The 19,346-nt window shown below is 75.7% G+C and carries 17 protein-coding genes; 8 read left to right on the forward strand and 9 right to left on the reverse strand.

Annotated elements, in window-relative coordinates; genetic code table 11:
- Window positions 1–210: 210 nt before the first annotated feature.
- Both N866_RS21970 and N866_RS09155 read left to right on the forward strand, forming a co-directional pair.
- The gene (locus N866_RS21970; protein ID WP_173406145.1) at window positions 211–384 is read left to right on the forward strand and encodes a hypothetical protein; all 174 of its coding nucleotides are present in this window, start codon (window positions 211–213) and stop codon (window positions 382–384) included.
- 115 nt (window positions 385–499) lie between these two features.
- Window positions 500–2,938, forward strand: a complete 2,439-nt coding sequence (locus N866_RS09155; protein WP_034225537.1) for a glycoside hydrolase family 65 protein — start codon at window positions 500–502, stop codon at window positions 2,936–2,938.
- Between the two features lie 42 nt (window positions 2,939–2,980).
- Here the strand turns inward: N866_RS09155 and N866_RS09160 are convergent, their stop codons facing one another.
- Window positions 2,981–3,820: a lipase family alpha/beta hydrolase gene (locus N866_RS09160; protein WP_081802496.1), complete on the reverse strand. Its 840-nt coding sequence runs from the start codon at window positions 3,818–3,820 to the stop codon at window positions 2,981–2,983.
- Between the two features lie 245 nt (window positions 3,821–4,065).
- Window positions 4,066–5,421 carry an MFS transporter gene (locus N866_RS09165; RefSeq protein ID WP_034225550.1) on the reverse strand — a complete coding sequence of 452 codons (1,356 nt, stop codon included), beginning with the start codon at window positions 5,419–5,421 and terminating at the stop codon, window positions 4,066–4,068.
- 137 nt (window positions 5,422–5,558) lie between these two features.
- Here N866_RS09165 and N866_RS09170 point away from each other — a divergent pair, with 137 nt between their 5' ends.
- The gene (locus tag N866_RS09170; RefSeq protein WP_034225551.1) at window positions 5,559–5,975 is read left to right on the forward strand and encodes a ChaB family protein; all 417 of its coding nucleotides are present in this window, start codon (window positions 5,559–5,561) and stop codon (window positions 5,973–5,975) included.
- 116 nt (window positions 5,976–6,091) lie between these two features.
- Window positions 6,092–6,877, forward strand: coding sequence for a hypothetical protein (locus N866_RS19855; RefSeq protein WP_052022726.1), 786 nt, complete (start codon window positions 6,092–6,094; stop codon window positions 6,875–6,877).
- A 134-nt stretch (window positions 6,878–7,011) separates the two neighbouring features.
- On the opposite strand, the gene N866_RS09180 is transcribed toward N866_RS19855, so the two are convergent.
- From N866_RS09180 to N866_RS09200, 5 genes are read right to left on the reverse strand one after another with little or no spacing between them, the layout of a single operon-like run.
- Window positions 7,012–7,302: an Hpt domain-containing protein gene (locus N866_RS09180; protein ID WP_034225541.1), complete on the reverse strand. Its 291-nt coding sequence runs from the start codon at window positions 7,300–7,302 to the stop codon at window positions 7,012–7,014.
- The gene (locus N866_RS09185) at window positions 7,292–9,703 is read right to left on the reverse strand and encodes a response regulator (protein WP_216699417.1); all 2,412 of its coding nucleotides are present in this window, start codon (window positions 9,701–9,703) and stop codon (window positions 7,292–7,294) included. Before N866_RS09185 ends, N866_RS09180 begins: the two co-directional genes overlap by 11 nt.
- On the reverse strand, window positions 9,700–10,077 hold the full coding sequence (locus N866_RS09190) for a response regulator (RefSeq protein WP_034225543.1): 378 nt from the start codon (window positions 10,075–10,077) through the stop codon (window positions 9,700–9,702). Before N866_RS09190 ends, N866_RS09185 begins: the two co-directional genes overlap by 4 nt.
- Window positions 10,074–11,804, reverse strand: coding sequence for an ATP-binding protein (locus tag N866_RS19860; RefSeq protein ID WP_155855274.1), 1,731 nt, complete (start codon window positions 11,802–11,804; stop codon window positions 10,074–10,076). Before N866_RS19860 ends, N866_RS09190 begins: the two co-directional genes overlap by 4 nt.
- 30 nt (window positions 11,805–11,834) lie before the next feature.
- A complete protein-coding gene (locus N866_RS09200; RefSeq protein WP_342668405.1) occupies window positions 11,835–13,178 on the reverse strand; it encodes an endo-1,4-beta-xylanase in 1,344 nt (447 codons plus the stop codon).
- A gap of 309 nt (window positions 13,179–13,487) precedes the next feature.
- Between N866_RS09200 and N866_RS09205 the strand changes: the two genes are divergently transcribed.
- Window positions 13,488–14,255 (forward strand): hypothetical protein, encoded by a 768-nt coding sequence (locus N866_RS09205; protein ID WP_155855275.1) that lies wholly within the window; start codon window positions 13,488–13,490, stop codon window positions 14,253–14,255.
- Window positions 14,256–14,420: 165 nt separating this feature from the next.
- A complete protein-coding gene (locus N866_RS19865; protein WP_052022730.1) occupies window positions 14,421–15,638 on the forward strand; it encodes a sensor domain-containing phosphodiesterase in 1,218 nt (405 codons plus the stop codon).
- Between the two features lie 78 nt (window positions 15,639–15,716).
- On the opposite strand, the gene N866_RS09215 is transcribed toward N866_RS19865, so the two are convergent.
- Window positions 15,717–16,415, reverse strand: a complete 699-nt coding sequence (locus tag N866_RS09215) for a trimeric intracellular cation channel family protein (RefSeq protein ID WP_245612470.1) — start codon at window positions 16,413–16,415, stop codon at window positions 15,717–15,719.
- An 88-nt stretch (window positions 16,416–16,503) separates the two neighbouring features.
- Between N866_RS09215 and N866_RS09220 the strand changes: the two genes are divergently transcribed.
- Both N866_RS09220 and N866_RS09225 read left to right on the forward strand, forming a co-directional pair.
- Window positions 16,504–17,259 carry a phosphatase PAP2 family protein gene (locus N866_RS09220; RefSeq protein WP_034225547.1) on the forward strand — a complete coding sequence of 252 codons (756 nt, stop codon included), beginning with the start codon at window positions 16,504–16,506 and terminating at the stop codon, window positions 17,257–17,259.
- 15 nt (window positions 17,260–17,274) lie between these two features.
- Window positions 17,275–18,111: a phosphatase PAP2 family protein gene (locus N866_RS09225; RefSeq protein WP_081802495.1), complete on the forward strand. Its 837-nt coding sequence runs from the start codon at window positions 17,275–17,277 to the stop codon at window positions 18,109–18,111.
- Between the two features lie 7 nt (window positions 18,112–18,118).
- On the opposite strand, the gene N866_RS09230 is transcribed toward N866_RS09225, so the two are convergent.
- On the reverse strand, window positions 18,119–19,246 hold the full coding sequence (locus N866_RS09230) for a calcium/sodium antiporter (protein ID WP_034225549.1): 1,128 nt from the start codon (window positions 19,244–19,246) through the stop codon (window positions 18,119–18,121).
- Window positions 19,247–19,346 lie beyond the last annotated feature (100 nt).

The raw sequence follows: 19,346 nt of genomic DNA on the forward strand, positions 1-19,346 counted from the left end.
GCCGGACGGCGCGCGACAGCCCCGTCCGGCCCGCGCGGTCGCGCCCCGGGTCGGGTGCGCCTAGCGTCGAGCGCCTACCCGGGGCCGCGGGCCTGGTGCCCGTCCGGTCGGCCGACGCCTCGTGCGGAACCCCGTCCGGGCGCCGGACGTTCTCCGGGCAGGACCGCAGCCCCAGTGGCGCCGTGACCGGTGCCTGACGAGGAGGAACCCATGAGCTTCATCCGCTCCGCCATCCGCAGCGGTCTCGCGCTGAAGGCCGCTCGCCTCATCCAGCGCGAGATGAGCAAGCCGGAGAACCAGCGCAAGGCCAAGGAGCTCCTCGGCAAGGTGGCCCAGCGCCGCCGCTCGGCCGTCACGGACCCGCGCCGGCCGCACCAGCGCTGAGAGGCACCGCGGCGCGCCCGACCGACCGCGTCGGGCCGCGCTCGCGTGGCGGTCGACGTCCGGGCGGGCCGCGCTCGCGTGGCGGGTCCGGCGCTCGTGGGTGACCCTGTCGACCATGGAACTGCCCGTCGAGCCCTGGCGCCTGCACGACCCTGACGTCGACCCTGAGGGCCTCCGCTCCACCGCCACGCTGTTCACCGTCGCCAACGGGTGGGTCGGCGTCCGCGGCGCGCTCGACGAGCTGGTCCCCACGGTGCACGCGGGCACCCTCCTCGCCCCCGTGTTCGAGGAGGTGCCCCTCGAGTACGGCGAGCGCGCGTACGGGTTCCCCGGCCGTCAGGAGCAGGTGCTGGCCGTCCCCGACGGGTGGGCCGTCCGGCTCGAGGTCGACGGCGCACCCCTGGACGTCCGCACCGGGACGACCCACCACCACACCCGCACCCTCGACCTGCGGACCGGGGTCCTGGACCGCGCCGCGCGCTGGAGCGCGCCCGACGGCGCGACGGTCGCCGTCACCACCAGCCGGCTGGCCTCGATGCGGCGGCGCGAGCTCGTCGTCGTCCGCTGGACGGTCCGGGCCGAGACCGCGGCCCACGTGGCCCTGCGCCTCTTCCCCTGCTGCGACCGCTCGCCGCTGCGCTCCACCGCGGAGGACGACCCGCGGCCGCGCTCCGCCGTCGTCCCCGACGACGGGTCCGGCTCGCGGGCCGTCGACGCGTGCGCGCACACCGGTGCGGGTCGCGGCGGGCGGGCCTGGACGACCCAGCACGTCCCGAGCAGCGGCGTCCAGCTCGCCGTGGCCGCGGACGTCGCCGTCGTCGGACCGGGCGTCGTGACCACCGAGGACCACGCCACCACCGTGACCGCGGACCTGCGCGCCGGGGAGGAGGTGACGCTGGACCTCCTCGTCGCCTTCACCGCCGACCGGCACCGCGCCGGCGAGGCGTCCGACGGCGGGGCCGCCCTGGTCGCGCGGGCGCACCAGGTGCTCGACGACGCGCGCGCCGCCGGGCACGACGCCCTCGTCGCGGAGCACGCCGCCGCGCTCGCCGAGGTGCTCGACTGGGCCGACGTCGAGGTGGACGGCGACCCGCAGCTCCAGCAGGCCGTCCGGTTCGCCGTCCTGCAGGTGCTGGGGGCGGCCGCGCTCGCCGAGGGCACCGGGATCCGCGCCAAGGGGCTCACCGGGCTCGGGTACCACGGGCACACCTTCTGGGACGCGGACAGCTACGTGCTGCCGGTCCTGGAGCACCTGCTCCCCGACGCCGCCCGCGCGCACCTGGCGTGGCGGCACGCCACGCTCCCGTGGGCGCGGGAGCACGCCCGGGTCCTGGGGCAGGACGGCGCCGCGTTCGCGTGGCGCACGGTGTCCGGACCGGAGGCGTCGGCGTACTGGCCCGCCAGCGTCGCCGCCCGCCACGTCGACGCGGACGTCGCCGACGCCGCCTGCCGCTACGTCGCGGTCACCGGGGACGTGGCGTTCGAGCGCGAGGCCGTCGTCGAGGTGGTCGTCCGGACGGCCCGGACGTGGACGTCCCTCGGCCACCACACGCCCGACGGCGCGTTCCACGTCCACGGCGTCACCGGCCCGGACGAGTACACCGCCGTCGTCGACGACAACGCCTTCACCAACCGGATGGCGGCGCGGAACCTGCGGGCTGCCCTCACGCTCACCGACCGGTACCCGGAGGTGGCGGTCGGGCTGGGCGTCACGGACGCCGAGCGGGACGCGTGGCGCCGGGCCGCGGACGCCATGACCGTCCTGGTGGACCCGCTCACCGGCGTGACGCAGCAGTGCGCGGGCTTCCTGTCCCGGCGGGTCTGGGACTTCGCCGGCACCCCGGCCCACGCCTACCCGCTGGAGGACCACCACACCTACGCCGAGCTCTACCGGCGGCAGGTGGTCAAGCAGGCCGACGTCGTCGCGGCGCACTGGCTCGCCGGGGAGGACGTCCCGCTGGAGCAGCAGCGACGCGACCTCGCCCACTACGAGGCGATCACGGTGCGGGACTCCTCGCTCTCCTGCCCCGCCCACGCCGTGGTCGCGGCCCGCGTGGGCTGGTCCGGGCACGCGCACGACCATCTGCGCGAGGCCGCGCTGCTGGACCTGCACGACCTCGAGGGCGACGTCGCCGACGGGCTGCACGTCGCCGCCCTGGCGGGGGTCTGGGACGGCCTGGTCATGGGCCTCGGTGGGCTGCGGACCGCGCACCCCGGGGACGCGGCCGACCGGGCGCAGGAGCACGGCCCGGACAGCGAGGCCCTGCACCTCGCCCCGCGCCTGCCCGCCACCCTGACCGGGCTCCGCTTCGGCGTCCGGCACCGGGGCGCGCGGCTGCGGGTGGAGGTCGAGCCGGAGAAGGTGACCTACCAGCTGCTCGACCGGCTCCCGGACGGCGCGGCCCTGACCCTCGTGCACCACGGCGAGCGCGTGGTGCTCACCGCGCAGGAGACGACGGCGGTGCGGGTCGTCCCGCCGCTGGGCGCGGTGGGAGCACCACCGTCCCCGCCGCCGGGGCGCGAGCTGCGACGGCCCGCGCCCCGGTCGGTGTGAGGGAGCCCGTCAGGCGACAGGGCCGCCCCGTGACGGCTCCCGTCAGGGAACGGGGAGGCAGCTCGGCCGGTACGCGGGGTCGGCCGGGCCCGGGCGCTCCAGCGCGTGCGCGACGAGCTGGTGGACGACGGGGTCGTTGGGCGACTGGTCGTGCTCGATCGGGTCCGCGGGGCACAGGTCCTGGATCGTGATGTTGGTGACCTGCCGCGCGGGGCCCACCAGGAACTGGCTGGTGTACGGGGTGACGACCTCGTCGTAGACGGTCGAGATCACCGTGTAGGACGGCCCTCGGACGGTGTCGCCCGGTGCGTTGAGCTCCTGCATGAAGGCCGATCCGGCCACCTGGTCGCTGCACGCGGGGCACAGCGGGTTCTCGGTGCCGGCGACCGTGCCCAACGTGCCGTCGGGGTAGGCGACGATCAGGCCCTGGGTGCCGTGGCTCGACGGCGCGATGCCGACGAGGTCGTCGACCTTCTTGGCGCCGCCGAGGTGGTGCATCCAGTAGCGCGGCATCATGCCGCCCTGGCTGTGCCCGACGACGTCGACCTTGCGCGCGCCGGTCGCACCGAGGACGGCGTCGACGAACGACGCCAGCTCGCGCGCGGAGTCGCGGATCGGGCCGGTCGCGTTGTCGCCGTAGTTGAGCGCGAAGACGCAGGCGCCCCGGGCGTCGAGGTAGGGCGCGAGGGTGGACCAGTTCTTGAGCATGTCCTCGAAGGTGCCGTGCACGAGGACGACCGGCTCGGGGTGCTCCGCCGTCGGGCGGCAGGACCAGTCGTTGGCGCCGGGCGGGGAGACGTCCACGAGCGGCACGTCGACGGTCCCGAGCGCCGTCGGGGCGGGACCGGGTGCGGCACCCAGCGCGGGTGACGCGGCGAGCATCGAGCCGCCGACGAGGGCGGCGGAGGCGGCGAGCGCCAGGGAGGAGCGCGCACGGCGCGTGAGGAGCGGGGATCCCACGGTCGGACCTCTTCTCGGACACCTGCGTGGCAGGCCCGACGCGCCCGCGCCGGGAGAGGCAGGATGCGTCGCCGGACGGCCGTCCGCATGTCGGGCCGGGGCGAGCGGGGCGGCCCCGACGACGCCGCCGACAGCGTCCTCGCAGGTCAGGCGCTCAGGTCACGAGGTCAGGCGTGCACCAACGTGCGCCGGCGGACGACCGCGACGACGACGGGCACGACGCACAGCGCGGAGGCGGCCGACAGCCCGGCGAAGCCGACGACGGCCAGCAGCGGGCCGGAGGCGATGGCACCGACGGCCGCGGCGGCGTTCATCGCGGAGTCGCTCGCCCCCTGCACCAGGGGCCGGGAGGCGGTCTCCACCGCACCGGACAGGAGGGTCGCGGCGGGCACGGTGACCATCGACCAGCCGACCCCGAGCAGGAACAGGGCCAGGACGACGGCGTCGGTCCGCTCCTCCCCCGCCACCCCGACCACCGCCGAGGCCAGCAGGACCACCTGGCCGAGGAGCACGGTCGGCACGGCACCCACGCGGTCCGCGAGCGCACCCATCACGGGGGCGAACGCGAACATGCCGAGCACGTGCAGGCTGATCGTGAGACCCACGACCGTGATGCCGTGACCCTGGTGCGACAGGTGCACCGGGGTCATCGTCATCACCGAGACCATCGCCAGGTGGCTGAGCACGAGCGCGAGGAGCGCGAACGAGGCGGCCGGGCTGCGCCGCACCTCCCGCAGGGCCGCGCGCAGCCGCAGGGGCGGGGGCGCCGTCGGGCGGGAGGTGGCGTCGGGCGCCGTCGGGCGGGAGGTGAGGGTGGCGTCGGGCTCCGGCGGGAGCGCGGCGTCGGCCGCTGCGGCGGGCGCTGTGCCGGGCGCGGCGGTCGGCACCGTGTGCCGCCGCACCACGTCGAGCGGCTCGGGCCGCAGGAAGAGGCCGACGACGACGGCGGTCAGCGCGAGCAGCACCGCGGCGATGGCGAACGCCCCGGACAGCGCGGGGAGCCCCGTCCTGGCCTCGAGCGCCTCGCCCGGGACCCCGAGGTTCGGCCCCAGGACGGCGCCGATCGTCCCGACCCAGACGACGAGGGACAGGCTGCGGCCGCGGTGGGCCGGCTCGGCGAGGTCCGTCGCGGCGAACCGGGCCTGGAGGCCCGCCGCCGTCCCCGCGCCGAGCGCCACCATCCCCAGGACGAGCAGCGCCGTGGACCCCGCCGCGGCCGACAGCACGAGGACCGCCGACCCGGCCGCGGCGACCGCCCACGCGAGCGTCAGCGCCCGGCGCCGCCCCGCCCGCGCCGCGAGCATGCCCAGGGGCAGGGCGATCACGGCGGCGCCGATGGTGGTCGAGGCCCGTGCGATCCCCGCCATCGCCTCCGACCGGGTGACCTCCTGGGCGAGCAGCACGCCGACGGACGGGCCGGCGCCGTAGCCGAGCGCTCCGACCACCTGGGCCGCGACCAGCACCCGCAGCGTCCGACGGCGTGCCGCGACGACGTCGGGGAGGGAGAGCCATGCGTCGCGCACGGCCTCATCCTCCCCGATCACGCGGGGCCACCTGTCGCGAGTGCCCTGTGCGGGTGCGGCGCGGCGGGCGTCGTCGCACGATGGGCGGGAAGGCCCGACGGGCCCCACCCGTCGGGACGGACGGACCGGAGGTCACCGTGCCCAAGACGACGAAGGCCGGCAAGGCCCGGCAGAGCGAGCTGCCCAGCACGCTGCGGCGCTCCGAGGAGAAGGCGCAGCGCACGTTCGCCAAGGCCCACGACGCGGCCGAGGAGCAGTACCACGACGCCGAGCGCGCGAACCGCGTGGCGTTCGCCGCCCTCAAGCACTCCTACGAGAAGGTCGGCGACCACTGGGAGGCGAAGGACGAGAGGGGCCCGTCGGACCGCAAGGCCGAGGGCGGGCGCGGCACGCGCGCGGAGACCAAGGGCGGGGTCGACGCCAACGCGTCCAAGAAGCACCTGTACGACCTGGCGCGGCGGCTCGACGTCCCGGGGCGCTCGACCATGAGCAAGGACGAGCTGGTCGACGCGCTGCAGAAGGAGAACGAGCGCCGGACCCGCGCGAGCCGCTGAGAGCCCCCGGCGGACGACCCCGTCCCAGCCGTTGCCGCGCGGCCGGGACGGACGGACACTGCCAGGACGGGACACGGCCCGGAACGGGCGGTCCACCACCCGGTGAGGTGAGCCCCATGCGCTGGTTCTCGATGTCGCACCGCCAGGCCCCCGGTCGTGACCCGCACCCGCCCGGCCCGGACGCCCTGGCGGTCCCGGACGCCCTGCCGGTGCTCTCCGCCGGCCGCCACCGCACCCCGCGCACCGGGGCGTGCTTCATGGAGTGGGCGAGCCTGCTCGCCGGCGAGAAGTTCAGCGACCACCCGTCCTGCACCCACCCCCTCCTCGGCCACCTGGCGCGCATGGTGAACGACGCGACCACGGACACCGGCCGACGACGCCTGGCCCCGCTCATCCCCTCCGTCGTCGGTCTGACGAGCGAGGACCCCCGGTGGGACGACGACGTGGCGGTCGCCGCCGCGCTGGTCGCCCTGCCGGTGGCGCAGGAGGAGGACCGTCGTGCGCTCGCCGCCGGGGTGCTCACCTGCGAGCGGCTGCGTGCCCTGCACCGTCCGGTGCACGCCGACCGGCGCGCGGACGGGTACGCCGACGGGAAAGCCGACGGAGAAGACCCAGACGACGGCATCCGGCCCGCGACCCGCGCCGCCCTGGCGGGGACACCCCGGGCGACCGCGTGGGCCCTGGACTTCACCGCCGGGCTCGTACGGCTGCAGTCGCTGCGCGACCCCGCCTCGGCACTGACCGAGCACGCGGTGCTGTCCGTCGTCCGGCTCGGGCGGGACGACACGGACGAGCTCCTCGCCCGGATGCTCCGCGACGCGATCGCCGCGGTCCGCGGTGAGGAGGGGGCCCACCGCGCCCCGGCGCAGGCACTCCCCACCAGGACCGTCACGGCGGGGTGAGCGAGCGCGGTGAGCGAGCGCGGTGAGCGAGCGGGGTGAGCGAGGGGGCTGGGCTGAGCGAGCGCCGGTCCTGAGCGAGCACGTGGTCCTCGTCGTCCTGCGCCGCCGCGCGGAGGACGGCCCCGGCCGGGGCCTCAGGCCCGGCCGACCTCGAGGCCCTCGCGGAGGCGGCGGACCGCGTCGGTGAGCCACGCCTGGTCCGGCACCCCGGCCGTGAACGCGAGGTCGAGCTCACGCGCCACCGACGACGCCGTCGCCCGCCCGTAGCTCCCGAGCGAGCCGGCGAGGTTGTGCGCCGCCCGTCCGGCGGTCGCCACGTCGCCGCCGCCCGCGGCGACCTCCTCGATCAGCCGGACGCGCTCGTGGACGAGGGGCAGGAACTGCGCCCACAGCTGCTCGACCAGGGCGGTCGGGTCACCGGGCACCCGACGCCTCCGTGACGGTGGGGGTCGCCACGACAGCGGGTGTCGTCGGGGCCGCCGGAGCCGTCGCGCGGGGGGTGACCTTCCACTCGCGCTCGCCCATGAGCTCCTTGACCTGGGCCACCCGGCCGATGACGTTCTTCAGCTCGGTGTAGACGAAGGAGGAGACGAGCAGGTAGCGCCAGAACCACCCGGGCTGACGGCGGATCTCCGGCACCGCCAGCCGCCGGGCGAAGAGCGTCTGCCCGGGCCCGACCGACGCGGTGAACAGGGTCGTCAGGACGAACACCGGGACGAGCCAGTCGAGCCGGTCCGCGCCGCCCTCGCGCCAGGCCATGAACGCGACGAGCGGGAACATCTGCAGGGACAGCCACGGGTAGACCTCGCGCCAGCCCAGCAGGAAGGTCATCCCGAGCTTCTGCCGCAGCGACAGCGCGGGCGAGCGCCAGGCGCGCAGAAGGTGCTTGCGCGACACCTGGAACCAGCCCTGGGCCCAGCGCATGCGCTGGTTCCACAGGGCCGCGAGCGTCGTCGGCGCGAGCTCGCGGGACACCAGGCCGGGGTCCGAGGCGATCCGGCCCCCCTCCTCCACGACGCGCAGGCTCGAGTCGATGTCCTCCGTGAGCATGAACCCGTGCATGCGGACCTGGCGCAGCAGCGACGTGCGCCAGTACCCGTTGGAGCCCCCGAAGATCCCGAACCGGTGCAGGCGCGCCCGACCCGGGTGGCTGACCGCGTAGATGGACTCGAACTCGACGGCGTTCGTCCGGGCGACCCAGGACGCGTCGCCGTTGCGGATGACGCAGTGCCCCTGGACGACGTCGTAGCCGTGCGAGAGCCACCGCCACGCCCGCAGGAACGAGCCGGCGTCCGGGTGGTGGTCGGCGTCGAACACGCCGACGAACTCGCCGGTGACGTGGGCCAGGGCGGCGTTGACGTTCTGGGCCTTGGACGTCGATCCCTCCACCCGCAGGGGCAGCAGGCGCGGGTCCCGGAGCGCGAGCTGCGCGAGGGTGTCCTCGACCGCCATCGGCCGCGGCGTGTTGTAGGCGAGGACCACCTGGAGCCCCGCGGGGTAGTCCTGGCGCAGGAACGACTCGACGGTCTCCACGACCGTCGCGGCCTCGTTGGGCAGGTACGCGGCGATGACGGCGGACGCGGGCGGCGGCGGCGACGCGGGCTCCTCGGGGGGGCGGGTGGCGCGCAGCGCGAGGAAGCCCTCGGTCCAGATGGCCCCGGCGGTGAGGAGGAGCGCGCCGACGACGACGAGGTACAGCGGACGGCTGACGTCGACGCCGGCGAGCTCGTACAGCCCGACGTACACGGCGAACGGCACCACGACGCCGAGCAGCAGCGTCAGGGCGATCTGCCACGCGGTGCGCAGCCGCCCGAGGACGGTCCGCAGGCGCGCCGCCCGGGACGGCCGGGCGCGCCGGCCCGCGGGGGGCGTCGTGCCCGCGAGCGCGGGGGTCCAGCGGACGGGCTGCAGGTCCAGGTGCAGGGTCGCGGCATCGGCTGCGACCGTCGCCCGCTCGACCAGCTCCGCTGCGCCCGGCCCTGCGGCACCGGGGCCCGGGTGCGGATCGAGGGACGCCCACCCCACCACGGGCGTGACCTGGACACCCTCACCCGCGACGGTGAGCCGCTCGCCCGCCAACGCCTCCGCGACCCGGGTGAGGCGCGTCCGGACCTCGTCCGGCCCGGACTCCGGCAGCAGCACGAGGAACCGGCCCGCGGCGTCCCGGGCGACGCGGTCCAGCGCGCTGCCGAGGTGGACGCCGACGCGCTGGGCGACCTGCACCGCGAGGTCGTCGTCGGCTCGGGCGCCGAAGCGCTCGACGAGCTGGTCACGCTCGGCGACGTCGAGGACCGCCACGGCCGCGGGGCGCCCGGTCCGGGCCGCACGACCGGCCTCGTGGTCGATCTCCTCGTGCAGCCGCGAGGCGCTGAGCAGGCCGGTCCGGACGTCCCGCACGAGCGTGTCGACGGGCACGGGCGGCCGGTGGATCTTCGCGACGACCCGCGCCACGAGCTCGGTCAGCTCGAAGGGCTTGCGCACGTAGTCGTCCGCGCCGAGCGCGAGCCCCGTGAGCACGTCGTCCGCGTGGGACCGGGAGGTGAGGAACACCAGCGGCACGCTGCGGGTCGCTGGCTCGGCCCGCAGACGGCTCACCAGCGCGAAGCCGTCCATGCCGGGCATGTTCACGTCGGAGACGACGACGTCGGGCACGCTCCGGGCGAGCTGGTCGAGGGCCTCGCGGCCGTCGGCGGCCGTGACGACCTCGACGCCCTCCCCCTCCAGCCCGGCGCGCACCAGGGCCACGACCATCTCGTCGTCGTCGACGACGAGGGCACGGCGGCCCCGGACGTGCGGGGCATCGCGGCCGACCTGGACCGCGGTCACGCCGCCCACCCGAACGCCAGCGCGACCTCCGCAGGCAGCGCGAGCGGGTCGAACGGCTTGCGCACCACCCCGCGCACGTCCAGCGCCCGGAGGTCGGCCATCTGGACCTCCAGCACGCTCGCGGTGAGGAACACGACCGGCACGTCCGCCCCCGCCGGTGTCCGCCGGAGCGCCGCCAGCACCTCCGGGCCGTCCATGCCGGGCATCCGGACGTCCAGCAGCACCCCGTCGACGGGCTCCTCCGGGAGCCGTCCCAGCGCCTCCGCGCCGCTCGCGCACGCGACGACGCGGTGCCCGCCGAGCCGCTCCAGGCTCAGCCGGATGAGCTCACGGATGTCCGGCTCGTCGTCGACCACCAGGATCGTCCTGCTCACGGGGCTCCTTGCGGGTCGGCGGTCGGGGTGACCGGGGCCGGCCCGGCAGCGGCGCCGGACACCTCGTCGTATCGGCGCGGGAGCTCGACCGTGAAGGTGCTGCCGACCCCCAGCTCGCTGGCGACCTCGACCCGGCCCCCGCTGCGCTCGACGATGCCGCGCGTGATGGACAGCCCGAGACCGCTGCCCTTCGTCCGGGTCGCGTCGCCGTCGATGTGGACGAACCGGTCGAACACCGACCCGAGGCGGTCGGCCGGGATCCCGCGACCGGTGTCGGTGACGTGGACCCGGACCGCCCGCTCGTCGGTGGTGACGCGGACCGTCACCTCACCCCCGGCCTCGGTGAACTTCACGGCGTTCCCGACGAGGTTCGTGAGCGCCTGGAGCAGGCGTCCGGCGTCGACGGTGACCGGGCCGGCGGGCAGCGGTCGCGCTGCCGCCAGCGCGACACCGGCGGCCTGGGCGGCGGGCGAGAGGAGGTCGACGACCTCCCGTACGAGGTCGGCGGCGTCGATGGCGGCGGGCCGCAGCGGGAGGCGCCCGGCGTCGAGCCGCTCGAGGTCGAGGATGTCGTCGACGAGGTGCCCGAGCCGCTCCACGTTCGCCAGGGCCATGTCCACCAGCGGACGCTGCTCGTCCGCGAGGGGACCCATGACACCGGCCCCGAGGAGCGCGAGGCTCCCACGGATCGACGTCAGCGGGGTGCGCAGCTCGTGGCTCACGACGCCGACGAACTCGGCCTTCAGCCGGGCGATCTCCGTCCGCGCGGACACGTCCCGGAACGTCACGACCGAGCCGACGAGGGCGTCGGCGTCCCGCATCGGCGCCACGGTCTGCTCGATCGGCACCCAGGTGCCGTCGCTGCGCACGAAGGACGTCTCGTGCGCGGTGAGCGGCTCGCCACGGGTCATCGCGCGGTGCGTCGCGCACTGCGCGGTCGGGAAGGGCGTCCCGTCGGGGCGGGCCGGGTGGACGACGTCGTGCAGGCGGCGGCCGACGAGCTCCCCCTCGTCGCGCCCGAGGAGGGCCAGGGCGGCCGGGTTCGCGAAGACGACGACGCCGTCGTGGTCGCAGCCGACGATGCCCTCGTCCGCCGAGGTGAGCACCAGGCCGGTGAGGCGCTGCTGCTCCTGGACGCGGCGGACCAGGGCGTTGAGGGAGGCGTTGTTGAGCTCGGCCTCGGCCCAGGCGGCCAGCTCGTCCAGCACCGCGCGCTGGTCCTCGTCCAGCTCCCGCGGCGCCGTGTCCATGACGCAGAGGGTGCCGACGTCCAGACCCTCGACCGCGAGCGGGCGCGCGGCGTAGAACCGCAGGTGCGGGTCGCGGGTGACGAAGACGTTGCCCTCGAAGCGGCCGTCCTGCGTCATGTCGGCGACCTCGAGGGCCGTGCCGCTGTCGACGGCGTGGCGGCAGATGCTGTCCCGCAGGGGCGTGGGCGCGCCCTCGATGCCGTGGGCGGCCTTCGTCCACTGGTGCTCCGCGACGAGGTTGATCATCGCCATCGGCACGTCGAGGAGCTTCGCGGCGAGCCGGGTGATCCGGTCGAAGCGCTCCTCCGACCATCCCGGCGCGATCCGCGCTGCTGCCAGGACGGCCGTCCGCCGGCCGGACTGGTCCGGCTGGTCCGGCTGGTCCGGCGGGTCCGGCGATGTCGGCGGGTCCGACATTTCGGGCGTCGACGTGCCCGTCGTGCCCTCGTGTCGCGTGTCGTTCGCGGGCCCAGGCACACGGAGACCGTAGCCCGCCGACCGGGCGGATCACCCAGCGACGCGGCCGGTTGGAGGACCGGGGCGACCCGCGCGCACGCCCACGACGGCGTGCGCCGTGTCCCCGACCCGGACATCCGCAGCGCCCTCGCGGGTGCTCACGCGGTAGTCCCCGGCCCAGGCCCGCACGGTGAGCCGGCCGTCCGCGTCGGTGCGCGTCGTCGTCGGCGGGAGCCACCAGTCGCGCCGCACGAGGTCGCGCAGCGCCTCGAACGCGGGCTTCGGCGTGCCGTCCGCGCGGACGAGGCCGGCGGGGGCGCCGAGCCAGGCGCCGTCGTCGGTGATGCCCCAGTAGGTGATCGCCTGGACGGACGGGTGCGCCGCCAGCGTCCGGTAGTGGCGCACGACCTCGTCGGCCTGCCGCGCCTCCCCCTCCGGCGTGGACGGCCAGTGCTCGACCTGCCAGTCGTTGAGGTCCTCGATGTGCGCGGGCATGAGGTCGCCCGACAGCAGCGTGGTCTCGGTCATGTGGATCGGCAGGCCGTAGCGGGAGAACCGCTCGAGGATCGCGTGCGTCTTCTCCTCGCCCCAGTAGCCCTGGTGCATGTGGCTCTGCAGGCCCAGGACGTCGACCTGGACCCCCGCCGCGAGGACGCCCTCGACGAGGCACTCGTAGGCGGTGGACATGTCGAAGTCGTTGAGCAGCAGCGTCGCGTCCGGGTTGGCCGCGCGGGCCTCCTCGAACGCCATCCGGACGGTGGCGATCCGGCCGCGCTCCCGGCACAGGCGCGAGATCCCGTTCTCCTCCTTGTCGAAGACCGGCATGATCACCGCCTCGTTGATGGCGTCCCAGGTGTCGATGAGCCCCGCGAAGTCGCCGACGTCGCGCCGGATCCGCTCGCGCTGGACGCGCTCGACCTCGTCCGTGGGCAGGTCCCGCAGCCACGGCGCCGTGACGGTGTGCCAGACCAGCGGGTGGCCCTTGAGCCGGACGCCGCGGTCGGTGAACCACTGCGCGGTGCGGCGCAGGCGCTCGGTGTCCGGCCTGCCGCGGACGGGCTCGAACCGGCCCCAGTAGAAGGGCAGCGTCGCGGTGTCGAAGACCTGCACGAACAGCTCGCCGAGCTGCTCGAGCTGCTCGACGGACGCGCCGCCGAAGGTCTCGACCTCGGCAGGGTCGAGCACGGTCTCGCCGTTGGCGAGCGGGATGAGGTCGAAGCCGATGTTCCCGATCGCCAGGGCGGGGCTCACCTGCTCGACGGTCACCTCGGCCTCGCCGAGCGGGCTGCCACCCGGGCCGGCGACGGTCAGCGTCGTCTCGCGGACGCGGTGCCGGAGGTCCGGCCCGGGGTCCAGCACCTGGACGGTCGGGGCCAGGGCGCGGGGAGCGGTCACGGGGTCTCCTGTCGGGTGGACAGCGGCGCCACGGCGGTCGCCAGGCGGGATCGGAGCGGGATCGGAGCGGGATCAAGGCGGTCCGCACCGCGGTCACCTGGGAGGTCACCCCGGCGGTCACCGGAGCGGGTCCCAGGCCGCCGTCGCGTCCGGCATATTTGTATGACGCTCAAACTAACCCTTCCCCGCCGCGGGTGGTCAATCCCACACGGTCCAGGACGTCCTCCGGCTTGTGACCGGGGCCGGACCTGCCGATAGTCCCTGTGGGGGCGCGCACGTGCTCCCGTGGGGGACGGCAAGGAGAGCGCGATGAGCACCGCCACGCGCCTGGTCGCGGCAACCCTGACGGCAGGCCTGCTGGCCGGCTGCTCGGCGGGTCCGGACCAGGGGTCGACCACCGGACCGACCAGCGGAGCGGAGGCGGGCACGCAGGACGGTGCGGCGCCCGGCACCGAGCCGGACGCCGCCCCGGAGGGCGGTGCGGTCGAGGGCGAGGAGGCCACCGAGGAGGCGGTCGAGGAGGCTCCCGAGGAGATCGCCCCCGACGCCCCCGAGCAGGTCGCGGACGTCGTGGCGGCCCTCCCCTCGGAGCCGCTGCCCGAGGTCGTCCCGGCGACGGGTAGCGCGGTCACGTCCGGCCGCGTGACGCTGACCGTCCCCGCCGACCACGACCCCGCCGGGAGCTACGACGGCGTGCAGCTCTTCGACGGACCCACCATCCGCGGGGCACGGTCCGCCCGGGCCGGCATCCAGGTCTACCCCCCGGTCGTCGACGCCGACTGGGCCCAGCGCCTCTCGACGTCCCTGTCCCCGGGGCTGGAGGGCGTCACCTCGGTCGTCTACGCGCTCGACGTCCCGGGCGCGGACGCCGCCGTCGTGCACGTGGTCACGGACACCGAGGGCCACTCCAGCCGGGACCGCGACGGCCGACGCGTCTGGCAGGCGCCGGTGGCGACCGCCCACGTGCTCGTGGGGATCGGGGACCAGGTGACGCGCGTCGTGGTGCAGACGGCCCCGACGCCCGAGGGGATCGAGGCGGCGCTCTCGGTCGCGCGCACGGTCACCGTCGCAGGCTGACGGAACCCGGACCCGGGCCGCGACGGCGGCCCCGCGGGCCAGGCGTGCCTTCCTCGACGGATCCGCCCGGATCCGCCACAGTGGCCATGATCGCCACCGGCGCCGGCCGGCCACGCCCCGGCCCGAGCCCTGACCGCAGCCGGACGCCGGAGAGAAGGGGGGGCCGTGCGCCGACACCCCGCCCTCGCCACCCGCCACGGCATCCGTCGCCGCACCGACCGCGTCGTCGCCGCCCTGCAGCAGGTGCACCCCGCCGGGGCCGTCGCCCTCGTCCTGCTCGTCATGGTCGCGGTCTGGCTCGTCGTGGCGGCGCTGGGCGGACCGCCCCTGCCCCTGGTCCATCTCTACTACGTCGCCATCGTCCTGGCGGCGTACCGCTTCGGGCTGCGCGGCGCCGTCCCCACCGCCGCCGGGTCCGGGATCCTCGCGGGACCCCTCGCGGCGCTGCCGCCGACCCCCTTCGGCGAGGACACCCTGGGCTGGGCCGTGCGCTGCGCCATGTTCGTGTCCGTCGGTGCCGTGCTGTCGCTGGCGCTCTCCGCCCGGGACCGCGGGAGCGAGCAGCAGGTCACCGACGACGTGCGCACCGCCTTCGACCGTCGGGACGACCGCCCGCCCGTGGACCCGGAGCTGGTCGCGCGGGCACCCGCCCTCGTCGCGTCGGGGGCCCTGACCATGGTGTACCAGCCGATCTACTCGCTGCGGGACGGCCGGCTCGTCGCGGTCGAGGCGCTCGCGCGGTTCGACCTGCCCGGCCGACCCGGACCCCAGGAGGTGTTCGCCGCGGCCGCGCGCGCCGGGTGCGACCGCGAGCTGGAGCTGCTGGCGGTCCGCGCCGCACTGCGGGGGGGCACCGACCTCCCCGCGGGGGTGGACCTCTGCGTCAACGTCTCACCCGGCACCCTCGCCGACCCCCGCCTGCACGACCTCGTCGTCACCGCGCGGCCCCGGAGCGTCGTCGTCGAGGTGACCGAGCACGCCGTGATCCACGACTACGACCTCCTGCGCGACGCCCTCGCCCGGCTGGCCGACGCCGAGGTCCGCGTGGCGGTCGACGACGCCGGGTCCGGCTTCGCCAGCCTCCGGCACGTCGTCCAGCTCGCGCCCCACATCATCAAGCTCGACCTGTCCCTCGCCCAGGGCGTCACGGTCAGCCCGCTGCGCCGGGCCCTCGGTGAGTCGCTCGCGGACTTCGCGCACCGGTCCGACGCCCTGCTGGTCGCGGAGGGCGTGGAGGACGAGCACGACCTCGTCACCTGGGCGGCCCTGGGGGCCGACCTGGTGCAGGGCTACGCCGTGGGCCGGCCCGGTGCGCTGCCGTTCGCGCCGACGAGCGACGTCGTCGTGCGCTGCCTGCGGCGCGCCGGGCTGCCCGCGCGCTGAGCCTCAGGGCCGGTCGCGGAAGTAGCCCGTGACGTCGAGCAGGAGCTGGGTCGTGCAGGGAAGGGCCCCGCTCGACGGTCACCGCGCGTCGCCCTTGCGCCGGTGCCGGGGCAGCATCGGGGGCCGCAGCCGCAGCGCGTCGGCCTCGGGCAGCGTCCAGCGGCGACGGCGGGCGACGAGGCTGAGGCCGGCGCCGACGAGGATCGCCGCGTAGACACCCGCGGTCTCCAGGCCGGCCTCGTGCAGCGGGATGAGCACGAGGCACGCGAACACCGCCGAGGTCGCGTAGAGGGTGTTCCCGCCGAAGACGGCCGGGACCTGCCCGACGACGACGTCGCGGATCATCCCGCCGCCCACGGCCGTGGTGACCCCGAGCAGGATCGCCGGCAGCACCCCCAGGTCCGCCTCGAGCGCGCGTCCCGCGCCGACCGCCGCCCAGCAGCCGAGCACGAGGGAGTCCCCCACGAGGTACGTGCGGTTCCACCACCGGCCCTCCAGCCGCACGACGAAGGCGACCAGCGCGCCGGTCAGGGCGGTCCCGAGGTACCAGGGGTCGGTCAGCGCGACCGGCGGGCCCTGCTGGAGCAGGGTGTCGCGCAGGATCCCGCCACCGAGTGCGGAGACGATCGCGAGGATCGCGAACCCGACGAGGTCGAAGCGCTGCCGGCGCGCGATCGTTCCGCCCAGCACGCCGTTGAGGAAGACCCCGACCAGGTCCAGGGCACGCAGCGACCCCGGGATGAGCTCCCTGAGCAGCCATCCGAGGTCGAGGTCCACGGGACCTGCCTACCACCAGCCCCGTGCCCGGGTGCCGGCCGTCCGCGTCGACACGCGCCGGAGGCGATCCGGTCCTACGCTCCGGTTCATGGAGCGCTGGCGGCGTCGACGGCGCCTCGCTCGCGCCACCGTCCTGGTGCTCACCGCGGTCCTGCCGGTCACCGCTCTGGCCGTGGTCGTGCGGTCGGAGACGTCCGGCGTGCACCGGGCCGACGTCGAGGCGGTCCGCGCGGCGACGCGGCTCACCAGCGCGAACCCCGACCTGTACCGGGCCCTGCTGGTGTGGCAGGAGGTGTTCCAGGCGCGGTGGGTCAACCTGGCCGCGGTCGTGCTGTGCGCCGGGGTGGTGGCCCGGGCCGGGTCACGAGCGGGGGCACGGACGCCGGAGCGCCGAGGACTGCGCGGCCGCGCGCTCTGGGCGCTCACGACGATCCTCGTCATCTGGGCGCTGGCCAACGGCCTCAAGGTGCTCGTCGCCCGGGCCCGGCCGGCCCTGGAGGACGCGCTCACGCGGGCGCCCGGGTACAGCTTCCCCTCGGGGCACGCGATGAACACCGCTGCCACGGGCGTCGTCGTCGTGCTGCTCCTCTGGCCGCTGCTGGGCCGGCGCGGACGCGCGGCGGCCGTGACGCTGCTGACGGTCGCCGTCGTGGGGACGGCGACCGACCGGGTCCTGCTCGGGGCGCACTACCCGTCGGACGTCGTGGCGGGGGTCGTCCTCGGCGCCGCGCTGGCCGGGGCGTCGTACCTCGGGTACCACGGCTGGGGCGCCGTCCCGGTACCGCCCGAGGAGCACGCGAGCTCCGACACCCCGACGTCGGCCGACCTGCGCGGCCGAGGCTGAGGCTGAGGAGGCGCCATGGCACACCCGGCCGGCTCCCAGGGGTCGTACCCCCGGTCGCCCCAGGAGGGGCGCACGCGTCCGCTCACCGCCGCCACGCGCCGGGACCTGCTGCGGCGCGGCGCCCTGCCGGTGCTGCTCCTGTGGCTCGGGGTCGTCGGCGTCGGGCTGCTCATCGTCGGACCGCTCGACTCGCTGCCCGCCGAGGTCGCCCTCAACGAGGCCCTGGAGGAGCAGCGCACGCCTGTGATGAACACGCTGACCGCGGTGTGGTCGCACATCGGCGCGACCGAGTTCATCATCGGCGCGTGCGTCCTCGTGGTGGCCTTCCTGTGGTGGCGCACGCGGCAGTGGCGCCGCGCGTTCGTCCCGGCGATCGCCATCTCCGTGCAGGCAGCGGTGTTCCTCACCTCTGCCGTCGTCGTCGGCCGGGAGCGACCCGAGGTCGAGCCCCTCGACGAGGCGCCGCCGACGTCCGGGTTCCCCAGCGGTCACGTGGGCGCCTCGACCGCGTTCTACCTGACGCTGACCCTGCTCGCGTCCCGCATCCGTTCCGCCGCCCTGCGCTGGACGGCCATGACGGTGTGCCTGCTCGTCCCCTTCCTCGTGGCCTTCGCGCGGCTGTACCGCGGCATGCACCACCTGTCGGACGTCATCGTGGGCGCCATCAACGGGGTGGTGTGCGCGCTGCTGGCGTGGCGGTACCTGCACGCGCAGGAGGCCAAGGACGAGGCACCCGAGGTCGGCGGCGACGAGACCCCCGCCGGCGGACCCGGGGAGGTGGCGTCGGGCCAGGGTCCGGTCGCCCCCGGGCCCGTCCCCCGAGCCGCGCCCGGCCCCGCCGACAGGGCCTGAGTCGTCGTCAACCCGGGACGGCAGCGCGGCGCCCCCGCCGCACACCGACCTCGTAGGCGGTGACGGCGACGAGCGTGACCGCGACGAGCGGCAGGACGAAGCCCAGCATCACGGAGGTGAACCCCCGCAGGGCGTCGTGCTCGGTCGCGGCGAGCACCAGGTACGCCGTGTAGGCCGCGTAGAGGGCGATGAAGAAGGCCCCCTCCCACCGGCGGATGACGAAGCCCGTGAAGGCGATCGGCAGCAGCGCCACGGCGGTCGCGATCATGAGCGGCATGTCGAGGGCGATGGCGGCGCCCGGCACCGGGACACCCCCGCCCGCGAGGACCGCCGGCAGGCCGAGGATCAACCCGATGTTGGCGATGTTGCTGCCGACGATGTTGCCGACCGCCATGTCGCGCTCCCCGCGCCGCGCGGCGACGACGGACGCCGCCAGCTCGGGGAGCGAGGTGCCGACGGCGACGACGGTCAGGCCGATCACGAGGCCCGAGACACCCAGCGCCTCGGCGATGTTGGACGCCCCGGCCACCAGGAGGCGCGCGCCCCCGACCAGGAGCGCGATGCCGACGGCCACCAGCACGAGCGAGACCAGGACCGACGCCGGGGGCTTGTCGTCGGCGGCCGTGGCCGAGACAGCTTCCGCAGCAGGGGCTGCGTCTGCCGGGCCGGCCTCACCCGCGTCCGGACGACGGCCCAGCACCACCGACACCGCGGTGTAGGCGACGAAGCCCAGGAGCAGGAGCAACCCGTCGACCTGGCCGACCGTGCCGTCGAGCGCCAGCACGAGGAGCAGCACCGACAGGAACACCATGATCGGTACGTCCAGGCGGACGAGCCGCAGCCGCACGGTCAGCGGAAGCACCAGCGCCGAGACACCGAGGATCAGCAGGATGTTCGCGATGTTGCTGCCGACGACGTTACCGACGGCCAGGTCCGGAGCACCCGAGAGCACCGCGTCCATCGTCACCGCGAGCTCCGGCGTGGAGGTGGCGACGGCCACGACCGTCAGCCCGACGACGAGCGAGGACATCCCGATCCGGCGGGCGAGCGAGGACGCCCCGCGCACGAGCGCCTCCGCGCCGGCGACGAGGAGGACGAGGCCGACGGCGATGCGCCCGAGGTCGAGCAGTTCCATGGTCGGACTCTATCTGTCCGGCCGGCGCCGGAGCACCGGCCCCCTGGGAGGCGACGACGACGGGACCTCGCGCAGAGGTCCCGTCGTCCTGCCGCGGTCG

The sequence above is a fragment of the Actinotalea ferrariae CF5-4 genome, assembly GCF_000603945.1.
In the GTDB taxonomy this organism is placed as follows: Bacteria; Actinomycetota; Actinomycetes; order Actinomycetales; family Cellulomonadaceae; genus Actinotalea; species Actinotalea ferrariae.

Bases quoted from the DNA above. Each gene is read 5' to 3' on its own strand.
- N866_RS21970 (WP_173406145.1), top strand. From the start codon at position 211: ATGAGCTTCATCCGCTCCGCCATCCGCAGCGGTCTCGCGCTGAAGGCC.
- N866_RS09155 (WP_034225537.1), top strand. From the start codon at position 500: ATGGAACTGCCCGTCGAGCCCTGGCGCCTGCACGACCCTGACGTCGAC.
- N866_RS09160 (WP_081802496.1), bottom strand. From the start codon at position 3,820: ATGCTCGCCGCGTCACCCGCGCTGGGTGCCGCACCCGGTCCCGCCCCG.
- N866_RS19855 (WP_052022726.1), top strand. From the start codon at position 6,092: ATGCGCTGGTTCTCGATGTCGCACCGCCAGGCCCCCGGTCGTGACCCG.
- N866_RS09205 (WP_155855275.1), top strand. From the start codon at position 13,488: ATGAGCACCGCCACGCGCCTGGTCGCGGCAACCCTGACGGCAGGCCTG.
- N866_RS09220 (WP_034225547.1), top strand. From the start codon at position 16,504: ATGGAGCGCTGGCGGCGTCGACGGCGCCTCGCTCGCGCCACCGTCCTG.
- N866_RS09225 (WP_081802495.1), top strand. From the start codon at position 17,275: ATGGCACACCCGGCCGGCTCCCAGGGGTCGTACCCCCGGTCGCCCCAG.
- N866_RS09230 (WP_034225549.1), bottom strand. From the start codon at position 19,246: ATGGAACTGCTCGACCTCGGGCGCATCGCCGTCGGCCTCGTCCTCCTC.